The sequence below is a fragment of the Streptodolium elevatio genome (assembly GCF_053592165.1).
In genome coordinates this window covers 222,793-236,406 of the sequence record NZ_JBSFVE010000012.1, presented here as the reverse complement: position 1 = coordinate 236,406, position 13,614 = coordinate 222,793, and the positions used below count along the sequence as shown (strand labels likewise).

Below are 13,614 nucleotides of genomic sequence, written 5' to 3'. Positions count from 1 at the left end.
GGCACACGAGACGAAGGCGCCGCCCACCCGCAAGGGGTGGACGGCGCCTTCGTCGTGGGCTCGTGGCCTGGACACCGACGGCTCGCGCATCCGGGTATGTCGGACTCCGGAGCCGGGATCAGAGGCCGGGATCACAGGCCGGGATCAGAGGCCAGGGGCCGGACTCGGCTACGGGAATCAGGGGTTGGGGCTCGGACTCGCCCCGGCCGCCGGTGATGCCGAAGCCGGCGCCGTCCCCGGCGGGCACACGACCAGGAACGGGCCCTCCGAGCTGTCGACGAGGTCCTCGACGGCGAATATGCCCGTGCCGTTGCCGGTCACCGCGCTCGGCGCGAGCACCTTCTCGGGAAGCGCGTCCACCTTGCCGGTCGCCGTGTGGACGACGGCGAAATCCTTGGTCTCGTCGTCGTCGTCGAGCAGGCGGCCGTACGCGGTGCCCTTGTCGTCCACGGCCGTGAGGTAGACGCCGCGGGCATCGGCGTTCCCCGCGACGCAGACCGCTTTGCGACCGGACAGGTCGACGGCGAACGGACCGCTCACCAGGTAGCGGCCTTGAGGCGACACATGGGTCTCGGCACTCAGGTCCAATTCGTCGGTCAGCACTTTCGTCGCCTCGGTGCCCGCCGCACATTCGGCGGAGGCGAGCACCGCGCCCGTGGCGAGGTCGTGGGCGGCGTACAACGGCGGGGAGTTCTCGTCGGTGCGCCACATCGCGACGACCACGGTCCGGGACAAGCCGACCACCGTGCCCTGCCCGCGGTTCGGGGGTGCGACCTGCGGGCTGCGCCACCGTCCCATGATGCCGAACGCGAACCCCCCGGAGCTCGAGGCCTGTTCGACGAACAGCGGTCCGACCGCCGTGGCGGCCCGGGGCGTGTCGCGCACCATGCAGGTCCAGCTGTCGGCGGGGCAGCCGGCGGCCGGGTGCTCCGCGCTGTACGGCACGTCGGCCGTGGCGCCGGTCATCGGGTCCCACACGGTGGTGGGCGGCGGCTCCTCGGTCCGCGGCCTCGGCGGCGTGATGAGCACGCCGCCGTCGCCCACCGCGATGCCCACGTCGGCCGCGTCCTCCACGACGTGCTCCAGGTGCTGCGCCGGAGCCTTGTCGGGCCCGTCGCCGACCAGCCTGAACGAGTCGGCGACGACGAGTTGCCGGGCCCTGGAGACCCCGTCGGCGGGCAGCGTGCCCACCCGCACGACCACCGCGTACAGTCCCTGGCCGGCGTCGACGATGCGCACCGTCGGCAGGTCGTCGGTGTCGAGGACCTTGAGCGGCGTGGAGGTCCAGGCCACCGTGCCGTCGGTGATCCGCCGGGCGATCACCACGGGGAGGTTGCCGTCCTCCAGGTCGGCGGCGTACAGGTCGACGGTCACGCCCGCGGCCGGCGACACCGCGAACACGCGGTCGGTCTGGTTGGCCGACCATCCGCGCGACGCGTCGAACCCCGCGGGTGCGACGAGTTCGGTCTCCTGTGCGGGCGCCGGGGTGCCGGTGGGGTTGTGGGGCCCGACGACGCCCGGCAACGGCGACGCGGACTCCGGGCCGGTGTTCTCGACGTCGGGACCGGCCGAAGCCATACACCCGCTGAGCAGCAACATCGCGGCGATGCCCGCCCCCAGCCGGGCGGCGCGCCGCACCACCCGGCGGCGTCCCCACCGCTCGCGTACCGCGGGTCCTGCGGACATGTCGGCGCTTTCCTTCCTGTGGTCCATGATTCGGTTCCGGCGGTCGGCGCGGACTCCCGGCGGGTCAGCCGTATTCGATCGCGGAAACGAGCCAGGGCTTGCCCGACATCTCCCGCGTCATCGTCACGAAGAGCACGTCCTCGTCGGGCACGCCCTTGTAGCCGTCGGAACCAACGGGTTGAGTGGTCACCGACCAGGCGTGGTAAGCCTCCACCGCGGTGTTCGGCGGCTTGCCCATGTCGTCCGCCAACTCCGCCTCCACGACCATCCGGACCTGGTGTTCCTTCCACTGCCGCCACCGCGGGTCCTCGCGGACGCCGGGCATGATGCCGCGCTGGTCGGAAAGGAACTTCGGGGTGAAGTACACACCGGCGCGCAGGATCGCGTCGGCCGCCGAGGTGTCGGTCGTGGTGTCCGAACTGAGCATGGTGATCACGGCGGCCTTCGACACGGCCAGGGGATCGTTGCCGTCGACCTGTGTCGCCACCGGCACCGACGGGGTGGGCAGCGGTGCGGGGGTCTCGCCGCCGTGGTCGTGGTCGTCGTGCATCTCGGTGTAGGTCGGCGTCGTCTCCGTGGACGGCCAGACACTCGGATCGGTGGCCGTGACGCCGGGGGTCGGGAGGCCGGGAGCCGCCCCGGTGCCGTAAGGTCCCACCGGTTCGGGTGCGCCCGAGGACGCCGTGGTCGAGGCCGCGCGTTCCGTCCCGGGCAGTGGCCCGCTGCACGCGACCGCCAGCGCGGCCGTGCACGCCAACACCACTGCCACGGAACGGGTTCGACGTGGGCGGGACCGGTCACCCATAGCTCAGCCCGTTCTTCTTCAGCCATTCCGAGGGGTTGACGTCGTCGCCGTATCTGGGTCCGGTGCGTATCTCGAAGTGCAGGTGCGCACCTGTGGTGTTCGTGCCGCTGTTTCCGATGTACGCGATGACTTGCCCCGCCTTGACCTTGTCCCCCTTCTTGACGGTGAATCTCAGCGTGTGCGCGTACTGCGAATACAGCTTGGCGCCGTGCTTGATGATCACTTCGTTTCCGTAGGACCCCGTGTACGCCGCCTGGTAGACCTCGCCGTCGGCAACGGCCTTGATCGGGGCGCCGACCGTCGCGCCCTTCTTCATGACCAGATCGATGCCCGTGTGCCCTTGAGGGTCCTGATACGGCCCCGGCGCGTGGTAGCCGTTGGTGAGCGTGGCCCCCTTCAACGGCGCCACTTTCGCACCACCGGCTCCGTCCTTGGCGGCTGGGCCGGTGTACCGCACAAAGAACTTCGTCTTGTTTTCGTACCAGCTCAGTTTCCCGACCCGGACGTTCTCGCCGGGCTTCGGCGCCTCGATGATGTCCGTGCTGTTGACCACGACGGCGATGTGGTACACGCCCTTCATGCTGCCGTCGCGCGAGAAGCCGACCAGGTCACCGGGCAAGGCGTCCTTCGCCGCGATCCGACGCGGGGTCTCGCTCATGATCTGAGCGCTTGCCGTCCGCGCCACCTTTACCCCCAGCTGACCGAGGACGTACTGCGTCAGCCCCGAGCAGTCGAAGGCGCCTGGTGACTTGTTGGTCTTGGGACTCGACGCACCCCAGCGGTACGGCACACCCAGCTGCTTCCGCGCCTCGTTGACGACCCGCGCCCCGAAGTCGCCGGCCGGCCCCCCTTGGACGGCGGTGCGCAACAACTCCATGTTCTTCTTGATCGTCTTGACGTACTTCTGGGTCTCGGCGTACGGAGGTATGCCCCGGTAATACTCCACCGCTCCGGGACCCGAGTTGTACGCGGCGAGAATCAGCGACTGAATGTCCGCGCTGCCATAGTCGTCGACGTATTGGACCAGGTCACAGTCGTAGACCCCCATCGACATGATTCCGTCGTACGGGTTCCAGACGTCCGCCTTGCCGTCCCCGTTACCGTCGGTACCGAAGGCGGCCCACGTGGCGTCGATGAACTGCGCGATGCCTTTCGCCTTTGCCGGACTCGTCAGGTTGGTCGGCCACTCCTTGGCGTCGAGATTGCCACCTGCGACCTCCTGGTAGATCTGCGCGGCGATCATCTCCGGCGAGACCTCCGGGCACAGGTTGCCCGCGCGCATCACGATGTCGAGATACTGCTCCGGGATCAGCGACGTGTTGAGTCCCACCGGCTTCATTTCCACGGTTTGCTCATCGTCGGACTTGAAGAACAACGAGCAACCGGTGGTCATCACCAGCACCATGAGCAGCGCCATTGCGCGGAGGATGCGGACCACGGTCACCCCCGCGAAGCTTCGCGGCCTGCGCCGAGTTCACTGGCGATCTCAGCAGCGAGCTGCTGGGTGTTCACCACCGCCACGGGCGCGGCCGTGGGGGCCTGGCTCTTGGCCGCCGCGGACTTCATGCCGGCGGACGGCGAGTCAAATGCCTTGGTCACTGCCGCCGCCATCTTGTCCAGATGCTTCATCCCGAAGGCGGCCAACTTCGCGGCGTCTGCCCCGAGCAGTCCCGCCTGGGTGTTGACGGGACCCAGGAGGTCGCTCATGCCGCCCCCGCTGCCGACTCGTCAGACGGCGCCTCCCCGCGACGGCGAACGCTGTACACAGGGTCGTCCCACATTGCCGGGGGCGAGGCCTCGATCGGCAGCGGCTCCGGCGGCCGGTCCGAGTGGCCCTCACGCGGGTCGCACAGGACGAAGGGCCCCCGGTCCGGGTCCATGAGCGCGCGCAGGTGCGGATCGGCGTGGTGCAACCACCACGTGGACAAGCCCAACGCGGGGTCCTGCTTGAGGTGTTCGAAGGCCCGCCACATCACCGAGAACCTGGCGACCGCCTCGGGGTGCTTCCACCAAGCCGGGCACCACATCGCGACCGACCTGCCGAGACGGCGGCGCACGATCTGTGCCACATATCTGGTGACGAACTCGTCCAACGAGGCGAACACCATGTCGGCCTCGGCGTATTCTTCCTCGGCCACCGCGGCCGGTGCTTCGCTCATGTCGTCTTCCCAAGGGGGACCGGGGGCGGGGCAGCCGGCGCGGGGGCAGGCGGCACGGGTGCGGCCGGGGCCGGTGGGCCGGGCTCGTAGCGGGCGATGGACTTCCGGATCGTCGCCGCGTGCGGGCCCTCCCACCACGGGACCGTCTTGACGAGCACCGGCGGGGTTCCGCTGAACTGCACGAACGCGCGACCGCGCGGCATGGAGGCGAGGTCGGCCTCGTTGAGCACCGCCTCGGGCCGGGACGAGCGCGAAATGCCGCGTGGATCGCCCCACTTGTAGGTGATGCTGGTGGTGCCGGGCTCGAAAACTCCGGATGCCTTGGACAAGTCGCCGAGGAACTTCATGTCGGCCACGCCGCCCCCGTACACACGGACGTTGGCCGCGCCCCACAGCTTGGACATGCCGTTCTCGCCCCACGCCGCGGCGCCCTGCGCCCAGGACTGGAGGATCGTCATCATGACGATCCCGCGCGATCCGAAGTGCGAGTACTTGTCGGGCAATGCCTTCCACGGGCAGACGTTTGCGGCCTCGTCGAGGACGAAGAGCATGGGCAGCGGCAGCCGTCCACCGGGCGAGCGGATCCCGGTGTTCTCCGCCTCCTCCGCGAGCGCCGCGGTGAGCGCCAGCACGAGAGGGGCCGCGGCCTTGTTCGTCTCCTCGGAGAGGAGGTAGATCGTGTCCGTGGTCTCCGCGAACGTCTTGTAGTCGAACGTGGGCCGGTCCGGGTTGGCGCCCGGCGTCACCCACTCGGTGATGTTCGGCGCCGTCAGGAACGACATGATCTGCGTCGCGGTGCCGTAGACACCCGCACGCTGCCGGTCCGGACTGGCCATGTTCGCCTCGACCGCGTCCGCCGAGATGTCGTGTCCGGCTTCCCGCAGGATGCGCGCCGGGGCGTCGTCGTTCGGTCTGGTCAGCCAGGTGTAGACCTGGGTGATCGGCTTGCCGTCCTCGGACGCGGCGAGCAGGAGATGCGCGATGAGGTCCTCGGCGGCCGGTTCGAAGTACGCGTCGCTGCGTGCGTGCGCGGGGCGGTTGATGGACGAGAACCGACCGGTGATCTTCATGGCGCGGACGATGCTGTTGCCCACGTACGTCATCGGGTCCCAGTACCAGGTCGGCTTCTCCCCCGCCTGCGACTGCGGGTCGAACACCCAGACCTTGCCGCGCTGTTGCCGGGAGATCCGGGTCGCGTCCACGACGTCGCGCTTGTTGGAGGTGACCACCACGGGACCGGGCGCGGCGACGATGTTCGGGATGGCCCGGGTCGCGGTCTTGCCGGTACGCGGACCCCAGATGTCGACGTGCATGTCCTCCCACGACCCCCACAGGTCGCGGTCGTTGCGCACCGCCTTGCCGAGGTACACCCCGGGCGGGGCGTCCTCGGGCACGTTGAGCCGCTGTGCGATCCCGGACACGCCCTCCGTGGTGAACCCGCGCAGATCCCGGTCCTTGGCGAGGAACCTGATGGCCCGGTCCACCAGGACCTCGTCGCGGGTGAGGATGCGATAGACGACGTAAGCGACCAGGCCGAACACCACGACCAGGATGAGCCCGAGCGCGATGTACGCCCCGGTACCCGGCCACTTGTAGGTGCCGCGCATGAGCCCCTCGACCATGTGCCAAGGGGACTCGGGCGGAGCGGGCTTGTCCTCGACGACCGAGGTGATCGCGGCGGCGCCCCAGGCGGCGAAGGCCACCACCACGAGGATCACCACGCAGGCGAGGCCGAGCAGCCACTCGTAGAACGGGTTGGGACCGCGGCGGCGGCGCGTGGCACTCATGCGACGGCCGCCCAGATCGCCCAGGTGACGAAGGGGGCCCCGGCCAGGGCCACCAGGCTCCAGGTCATCGACCCGATCACCTCGCCGAGCGCGTCACCGTGGTTGTACCTCGAGATCCCCACGAAAAGGTGCCGCAACAGGCCGAAGAGGCAGAACACCGCGACCAGGGCGACGGCGTAGCCGAGCACGGTCTTCATGGGGCCCACGACACCCGCCGGGGCCTTGTACGCGCCCGACCCGACGATCTGTTTGTCGGCGCACTTTTCGGAGACGGGTCCCTCGACGTACGGGCACTCCGCCTTGGGGGGCGGCGGCTTCTTGCCCGAGTAGGTGAACCACGGATGCTCCCTGTTGCACCGCTCGACCGTCTCCTTGGTCTCCTTCTCGTCGTCGAATTTGATGTGGCTGCAGGGGTTGGCGTTCGGCTCCGTGGGGTCGGGGCACCTCGGGAACAGGTCTGCCGCACCGTCCTTGAGGGTCAGGCACGGGTTGTCCATGTCGACGAGCCGGTGGCTGTTCCCGTTCACGAGACCGGGCGCGCCCTGCCCCCGCAGCCACTCGCCGATGCCGGTCCAGTCGTGCGGACCGAGGCAGTCGAGGTCGGGCTTCCAACGGCGGTCGTCCTCGTCACAGGGCTGGCCGAGGCCGTGCTTGGACCCCGGGGGCCCCGGCTTCTTGTAGTTGTCCGAGTCCTCGTCCCAGTTGACGTAGTAGTCGTTCTCCGAGTGGAGGAATTCCCCGACGTCGGGGCCAGGGCAGTAGTAGGTGAAGGCGAACCCGTTGATGTCCTCGGCGACGTAGACGCATTTGGGGTTCTTGTTGTTGCCCTGCGGCAGCAACGCCGGTGCCGCCCGGAGGGACTGGGCCGCTGGCGCCGGCTGGACGGGCTGAGCCGCCGGTGCCGCCTGGACGGTCTGTGCCGCCGCCGCGACCAAAAAGAGCGCGAAGAGCACCGCGACGAGCCGGCGGACCGCGGTCATGTCGCCCACCGGCGGTTGGTGTCGTTGACCTCCCGCTCCGCCGCGGTGAGGTCCACGTGCACGGGGATTCCGGGACGGCCGCCCACCTTGACCATGAAGTTGCCGAGGCCGGGTGGCGGCGACTCGTCACCCTCGCTGCCGTCCCACGCGGGCGGGGTGGACCAGTCGACGATCATCTGCTGTTCGGAAGCGGTCATCCCGACCACCTGGGTGAGCAGAGGCATCTCGGCGTTCGGCAGACCGCCGCAGATGACCATGCCGGCGCGTTCGACGAATCCCTTCGCCTTCATCCGGTCCTCTTCGGTGGGCAGCGCCAAGAGGTCGGACATCGTGTGGGTGATCATGGCGACGCCGACACCGCGCTGGCGGTTGAGCCGCGTCAACGCGTCGACACGGTCCACGAGGCCCCGTCCAGCGCGCAGTACGCGCCACAGCTCGTCGAGGATCACGAAGTAGTGGCGCTGCGGCTCCAGTCCGGCGTCCGCCAGCGCCTGCGCGGCTGCGACGGCGCCGAACCCGTAGCTCCAGCACGCCAGCAGCGCCGCGGCCTGCAACTGGGTCTCGGCGTCGTCGATGCTGCTCACGTCGAAGCAGACCGGCCGGTCACGCTTCATCGGCTCGGTCGTCGGCTTGGAGAACATGTCGCCGAGACGGCCGTCGCCCAACAGGCTGACGAGCGAGGATTCGAGGTTCTCGGTGACGTCCCGGTAGCGGTTGATGTCGCCTCGGTCGAGCGCGACCGCGCGCAGCGGCTCCGGCGCTTCGCGGAGCATCGCCAACAGGTCCCCGAGTACCGGGACACCGTCGTACTTGTCGTCGAGCAGCCGCAGCGCGGTGCTCAGCAGTGTCTCCTCGCGGTCGGTGACCGGGCTGCCGCGCACGATCGTGATGAGCGACCCGACTGCGTTGAGGCGGCGGCCGTGCATGTCGCCGATCAGCGCCCTGCGCGCTTCGCCTGTGAGCCGGTTGACCGCGTCGATGGACTCCCCCGGGTCCAGGACGTTGAGCGAGCCGCGTCCTCGGCCGAGGGTGATGACCTGGCCGTCAAGGGCGTGGATGAGGTCGACGTAGTCGGGCTTGAGGTCGCCGAACACCAGCGGGTGCACGCCGTACCCGGCCAGTCCGAGGGCCTGGCGCCGCACGATGGTCGACTTGCCGAGACCAGGCTTGCCGAGCACGAACTCGCTGGGATTGAGCAGGAGTTTGGCGCGCTGGAACCAGCTGATGGGGTCGCAGCACAACGTGGCTCCGCTGGTCAGCGTCCGGCCGAGCGGCACGCCGGTGACCGGCGTACCCGACCCGGCGCCGAACGGCCACATGCCGCAGACCTGCACGGTGGTGCCGCGCCATTCCGGCACTGCCTCGACGTACGAGGCGGCGCCCGCCCCGCGCCCCAGCCAACCCCGGGGCCCCGGACGGCCTCCGCCGCGGGGTACGCGCTCACGGCGCTCGACCGGTTGCCTGCGCTGCCTGCTCACATCGCCTCCCGCAGCTGCTGGGGCACCTTCAGGTGATTGGGGAGGACAAGTCCCAAGGGCAGCGCGGCGGCGAACGCCGACGCCTGCGAGCCGTAGACGCGTCGCAGTTGGAGTCGCGCGGTGGCCGACAGGTTGTCGATGGCGGCGTTGGCGACTTCGAGGTCCTCGTAGTTGGAGACGGTCGCGGTGACCAGCATTCCGAAGCGCACGAGGCCGGCGCCGGTGGCCTCTTCGCGGGCCGACTGGTCGGCGGCGCTGACCGCGGCCGAGTCGCGGGCCTGGATCATCTTGCCCTGCTGGGCGCGGAACAGGGCGTCCTTGCGGTCGCGTTCGACCAGGCGCGCGGCGGTACCGGCGTCGTGCGGGCGGTAGAGCAGCGTGATGCGCTTGCGGGTGATGTCGGCGTGCGGGGCGACCAGGCGCGTGAGGACGTTGGCGTACACCTCGCCGCGCGGTGCCTCGGACATCGACCAGGTGATCGAGAAGGCGCCGTCGTGCCGGTAGTGGTCCCACGACTCCTGGGAGGCGATGGGCCCCGCCTCGTTCCAGGTGAGCTGGGATCCGCCGGTGGCGCGGGCCTGTTCGATGAGGCCGGCGACGCTCGGGTCGTACGCGACGCGGACCGCCTCGGCCAGTTCCTCGGCACCCATCGGCCGGGCGGGGCCGGCCCCGGTCATTTGCAGGCCGTTCGCCAAGCCCGGTACCCGGGTGCCGAGTTCGAGGGCCATGTCGGCCGCGGTCTTGCGACCGCCCGCGTGGACACCCGCGCCCGAATAGGTCAGGGCCACGCGCGTCGCCAACTGGGCCGAGCCCACCGGATACGTCTCGACCACTTCGCGCAGCACGTACTTGGACAGCTCCGGCGCGTCGCCGGAGATGTTGCCCTCGACCTCGCGGCGCAGACGCTCCCCCGTGTCCGGTGCCGCCTCCACCGTTACCGAGGCCGCCACCAGCCGCGGCTCGTGCGCGAGTTGCGACAGCCAGTGGCCCCAGTACGCCACCCAGGTGTCGATCTGCTCGCTGTCGACCAGGGACGCACCGTCGGCGCTGCACGTCAGCACGACGGTGTGGTGGTTGGTGGCGGGCACGGAGAGGATCGCGAACGGACGGCCGTAGGCGTCGTGCGCCTCGTGCAATGTGGACGCTGCGGCCAGCCCTGGCAACCGGCAGGTGCCGACCGGGATACGGCCCAGCGGACCGGACCGGTAGAGGTGCTGGCCCTTGGACTTGCCGCTGGACCAGGCAGTCCGTGCGGTCATCCACTGCAGCCCGTTCCGGCCGTGGCGGTCGGTCACAAGCATCGGCACCATGCCTATGCCGAGCACCACGGCCAAGCCCACGGCGAGCATCCACGACAGGTACATCACAAGGGCGATCACCAAGAGACCGCCGAACATCACCGCAGTTCCCGCCAGGCCGAGTCGGCCGAGTCCCGGCGAAGTCGGCTGACGCCAGTTCCCGTAAGTACGCGGAGCGCTCTGTGACATACGTGCCTTCTCATCCGTCCGTGAGGACCGTCATTCGTGGGGTCGAGTGGTGGGACTACGGAGTGCGGAGATCAGTCGTCGGGGAGTTGCGAGCCCGCCGGTCCCGAGGGGCCGGGCGCAGGGCCGGACGTGTGGCCGGACGCAGGACCGGGCGCGGCGCTGGGCTCGGCCTGGGGTTTCGGTCGGGGGACGATCCTGCTGGAACTCTCCGACCCGGGCGTCCCGTCGCCGTGGTAGGTGACGGAGCCGTCGCCGGAGGTGCTGAAGGTGTACGGGGGAGGCTGCGGAACGGTGTCGTGGGACGCGCCCCCGGCACCCCCGGCCCCGGAGGCGCCCTGACGGTCCGGATAGTCGGGGCGAGGGTTCTGGTCGTTGCCGCCGTTGTCGGCGTCGTTGCCGGTGTCACGGCTGCTGCCGTCGCTGTAGATCACCCGACTGGCGTTGACCGGCTCGGTGTAGACGTTGCCGCCGCCCAGCGAACTGCCGTCAGGGCCCAGGGCCTCCGCGCCGCCACCGTCGTTGAGTGCGGCGAGGTCCGATGCTGCCTGGGCCGCCGCGGCGGTCTGTTCAGGGGTCGGGCCGGACTTGCTGCCGCTCGCGCCGCCGTCCGTGCTGTCCCCACTGCCGCCGCTGCTGCCTGATCCCGTGTTGTTGCTCGGCTTGGTCTGCTTTCCGCCGCCGCTGAGGGGGGAGAGCGGGGTGCCCCCGCCGCCGCCGCCGCCACCACCACCGCCGCCGCCGCCACCACCACCACCGCCACCGCCACCGCCACCGCCACCGCGGCCGTTGTGGCCGACCGACCCCATGCCAGTCGACGCGTTGGCCCGGGCGGGGCGTGGGTTCCCGGACCCCCGAGCCAGTCCCGTGGCCGGGGAGATGGCGGCGTGGGCGACGTTGAGCGCGGTACCGACCGCACGGGCGCCGATCGGCCCGACCAGGCTCGCAAGGTTTCGGGCCGACGAACCGCTACTGGCCAGGCCCTCGGCCATGGGGATCGCCAAGCCCATCATCGCAAACGGGAGGAATACCACCAGAATGAGCATGAAGATGACGAAGAAGCCGTTCTGTGCTCCCGATTCGGCGGATTCCTTGTTCGCGTTCAGCAGCTTCATCGGCACCACGAGTCCTAGGCCCTGGAACGCGTCCAGGAGTCCGAGGACGATCATCGTGGTGACGCCTCGCCGGAGCATCTCCCGGCCGTAGGCCGAACCCGAGAACGCGGCGATGAACGGCATGGTGCCGACCAGGGCGATGACAACCACGAACTGGAAGAGATTCTCGAAGTAGAGGACCAGGCTGAGGACGATGATGCAGATGAGGAACGTCGCGTAGATGAAGAAGTTCTCGTCGTCGAAGTTCTGGGCGTAGTCGCGGATCGCGGACTCCATGCTGCGCGCCGCGTCGGGCTGGGTTTCCCCGGGCATTCCCTGGTTGATGGTCCAGTCGCGCAACGAGACGCCCATCCGGACCACCGCGTTGTTGAACGTGATGGTCAGGAACAGCGTGCCGATGAAGATGATCCCACCCCACATGCCTTTCGCGGGCGCACTCGGGTCACCGGACCGCGCGGTCTGCCACAAGTGCATGAGGATGACGAGGGCGAGGACGAAGAGTGCGGGGATTGCCAGCGTCTTCTTCGTGAAGTCGACGGTCTCCTCGGTTCCGGGCACCTCCTTCCCCACGATCGGGTTCGGTGCCGTCATCCACCAGGTGAAGACCGACTCCGCCGCCCGGTTGAGCTTGTAGGTCGTCCATTCGACGGGCTGCGTGAGGATGCTGGGTTCGTCGCCCCGTGCGGTGTACCACTTGTCGCAGTACTCCTGAGCCGGGTCGATGTCGGATCCGAAGATCCCCGGGTGGAAGTTGAGGTCGTCGCACTGCTTGGCCATGGGCGCGACAAAGGCCGGCGCCACGGCCCGTGGGGTGCTGTGGCTCGGGGCGGCGGCGGCGCTGCCGGCGGCGACAGTGAGCCCCAGGACGGCGAGACACGTGGCAAGCAGCACAAGGGCCAGCCCACGCGGCTGGACGAGGACCCGAGCGGCGCGTGGACGCCCGTCCCCGGACTTCCGGTTGGTACGCGGCGCGACCGGCACGGTCACCATCCCTTCGATTCGGGGCCCCACGGGGTGAACCCGGCAAGGGACTTGAGCGGCTGGACGGCCGACGAACCGGCCCCGTTGGGCTGGATCCGCAGCCGCCAGTCACCGTCGATCCATTCGACCGAGTAGATGGTGGCGACCGCCGTACCACGGTCCACCGACCCACGGGCCACCCGGATCGCCGCGGCATCCGCGGAGAAACTGATCACCTGGTAGCCGGCCACCTGCATGAAGTCGCGAGGGTCCGCGTCCTCGACCTCTTCCGCACCCTTGGCGGCCGCTCGCTCCGCCAGCCTCCGCATCGCGGCGTCCCGCTCGTGCCCGGCTGCCACCTGGAACTCCAAAACGGGGCGCCAGTCGTCGGCCAGCGAGTAGCGCGCACTGATCTGTAGCGCGGCGACGATGGCGCCTGCGGGGGTGCGGGCGAAACACCGGGCCACGTCGCCCTCCGCGGCATGCGGCCCGGCCGTGGAGGAGAACGGGATGGCCAAGCCGTGGTACGTGGACCAGGAAAACTCGACCGGCGCGGTGCGGGGCTCGGTCCCGTCCGGCTCGGGCTGCTCGGGGCACGACTCGAGCGGCGGCAGCGGAGGCGGCGGTGCGGGCGCGGCACCGGTCTGCTGCGGCTGCACGACCGGCTCGTCGTCGCCGAGGGCAATGGTCATGAGTCCGGTCAGGAGCAGCACGACGAGAAGCGCGGCAGAGGCGATCCTGCGCTTTTGCGCGAAAAAGCCCTCGTCGCTCCCGCCGACGCGCATGCCGGCCCCGCCGGCGGATGCGCCTTCCCGCCCGCCTCGTCTGAACATGCCGTCGCCTCCCCGCCGTTCGTTGGTCGGATCAGGCGACCGCGAACACGATGAACGAAATTCCGCCGGTCGCCAGCGCCAGACACACGAGAATCACGATGATTCCCGCGAACGGCACGGCACTTCCGTCGCGATAGGCGCCGATGGCGTCCGCGAGCGCCCGGAACAACATGAACAGGGCGTAGACGACAAGCAACGCGACCACGAAACCGGCAACCGTGCCGAGTGCCGAGTTCATCTCTTTCGGCAGTTCGGTCTTCTTCGGCGTGATCGGGTCCTTGCCCGCCGGCGCGAGCATGACGTGGATTTGCTGCGCGGCACTCACAA

General features: G+C 69.6%; 12 protein-coding genes. All 12 read right to left on the bottom strand.

The genetic code is table 11. The features are described 5' to 3' along the window. Positions 1–177: 177 nt before the first annotated feature. Complete coding sequence (locus ACWD12_RS23030; protein ID WP_450101086.1) at positions 178–1,686, bottom strand: hypothetical protein; 1,509 nt, start codon at positions 1,684–1,686, stop codon at positions 178–180. 64 nt (positions 1,687–1,750) lie between these two features. After that, positions 1,751–2,455: a hypothetical protein gene (locus tag ACWD12_RS23025; RefSeq protein WP_450101085.1), complete on the bottom strand. Its 705-nt coding sequence runs from the start codon at positions 2,453–2,455 to the stop codon at positions 1,751–1,753. Positions 2,456–2,483: 28 nt separating this feature from the next. Then, complete coding sequence (locus ACWD12_RS23020; protein ID WP_450101084.1) at positions 2,484–3,908, bottom strand: peptidoglycan DD-metalloendopeptidase family protein; 1,425 nt, start codon at positions 3,906–3,908, stop codon at positions 2,484–2,486. A gap of 23 nt (positions 3,909–3,931) precedes the next feature. After that, positions 3,932–4,198 carry a hypothetical protein gene (locus ACWD12_RS23015; protein ID WP_450101083.1) on the bottom strand — a complete coding sequence of 89 codons (267 nt, stop codon included), beginning with the start codon at positions 4,196–4,198 and terminating at the stop codon, positions 3,932–3,934. After that, positions 4,195–4,650: a DUF4913 domain-containing protein gene (locus ACWD12_RS23010; protein ID WP_450101082.1), complete on the bottom strand. Its 456-nt coding sequence runs from the start codon at positions 4,648–4,650 to the stop codon at positions 4,195–4,197. The genes ACWD12_RS23015 and ACWD12_RS23010 overlap by 4 nt, the downstream gene beginning before the upstream one ends. Further along, positions 4,647–6,437, bottom strand: a complete 1,791-nt coding sequence (locus ACWD12_RS23005) for a type IV secretory system conjugative DNA transfer family protein (RefSeq protein ID WP_450101081.1) — start codon at positions 6,435–6,437, stop codon at positions 4,647–4,649. The genes ACWD12_RS23010 and ACWD12_RS23005 overlap by 4 nt, the downstream gene beginning before the upstream one ends. Then, positions 6,434–7,417 (bottom strand): hypothetical protein, encoded by a 984-nt coding sequence (locus ACWD12_RS23000; RefSeq protein ID WP_450101080.1) that lies wholly within the window; start codon positions 7,415–7,417, stop codon positions 6,434–6,436. Before ACWD12_RS23000 ends, ACWD12_RS23005 begins: the two co-directional genes overlap by 4 nt. Then, the gene (locus ACWD12_RS22995) at positions 7,414–8,895 is read right to left on the bottom strand and encodes an ATP/GTP-binding protein (RefSeq protein ID WP_450101079.1); all 1,482 of its coding nucleotides are present in this window, start codon (positions 8,893–8,895) and stop codon (positions 7,414–7,416) included. Before ACWD12_RS22995 ends, ACWD12_RS23000 begins: the two co-directional genes overlap by 4 nt. Then, complete coding sequence (locus tag ACWD12_RS22990; RefSeq protein WP_450101078.1) at positions 8,892–10,382, bottom strand: SCO6880 family protein; 1,491 nt, start codon at positions 10,380–10,382, stop codon at positions 8,892–8,894. The genes ACWD12_RS22995 and ACWD12_RS22990 overlap by 4 nt, the downstream gene beginning before the upstream one ends. Before the next feature lie 71 nt (positions 10,383–10,453). After that, positions 10,454–12,484: a hypothetical protein gene (locus ACWD12_RS22985; protein WP_450101077.1), complete on the bottom strand. Its 2,031-nt coding sequence runs from the start codon at positions 12,482–12,484 to the stop codon at positions 10,454–10,456. Continuing rightward, the gene (locus ACWD12_RS22980) at positions 12,478–13,287 is read right to left on the bottom strand and encodes a hypothetical protein (protein ID WP_450101076.1); all 810 of its coding nucleotides are present in this window, start codon (positions 13,285–13,287) and stop codon (positions 12,478–12,480) included. Before ACWD12_RS22980 ends, ACWD12_RS22985 begins: the two co-directional genes overlap by 7 nt. Positions 13,288–13,318: 31 nt before the next feature. Beyond that, positions 13,319–13,612 (bottom strand): hypothetical protein, encoded by a 294-nt coding sequence (locus tag ACWD12_RS22975; protein ID WP_358346870.1) that lies wholly within the window; start codon positions 13,610–13,612, stop codon positions 13,319–13,321. Positions 13,613–13,614 lie beyond the last annotated feature (2 nt).

Coding starts and splice junctions, on each gene's coding strand:
- ACWD12_RS23020 (WP_450101084.1), bottom strand. CDS start 3,908: ATGGCGCTGCTCATGGTGCTGGTGATGACCACCGGTTGCTCGTTGTTC.
- ACWD12_RS23000 (WP_450101080.1), bottom strand. CDS start 7,417: ATGACCGCGGTCCGCCGGCTCGTCGCGGTGCTCTTCGCGCTCTTTTTG.
- ACWD12_RS23010 (WP_450101082.1), bottom strand. CDS start 4,650: ATGAGCGAAGCACCGGCCGCGGTGGCCGAGGAAGAATACGCCGAGGCC.
- ACWD12_RS23005 (WP_450101081.1), bottom strand. CDS start 6,437: ATGAGTGCCACGCGCCGCCGCCGCGGTCCCAACCCGTTCTACGAGTGG.
- ACWD12_RS23015 (WP_450101083.1), bottom strand. CDS start 4,198: ATGAGCGACCTCCTGGGTCCCGTCAACACCCAGGCGGGACTGCTCGGG.
- ACWD12_RS23030 (WP_450101086.1), bottom strand. CDS start 1,686: ATGTCCGCAGGACCCGCGGTACGCGAGCGGTGGGGACGCCGCCGGGTG.
- ACWD12_RS22985 (WP_450101077.1), bottom strand. CDS start 12,484: ATGGTGACCGTGCCGGTCGCGCCGCGTACCAACCGGAAGTCCGGGGAC.
- ACWD12_RS22980 (WP_450101076.1), bottom strand. CDS start 13,287: ATGTTCAGACGAGGCGGGCGGGAAGGCGCATCCGCCGGCGGGGCCGGC.
- ACWD12_RS22990 (WP_450101078.1), bottom strand. CDS start 10,382: ATGTCACAGAGCGCTCCGCGTACTTACGGGAACTGGCGTCAGCCGACT.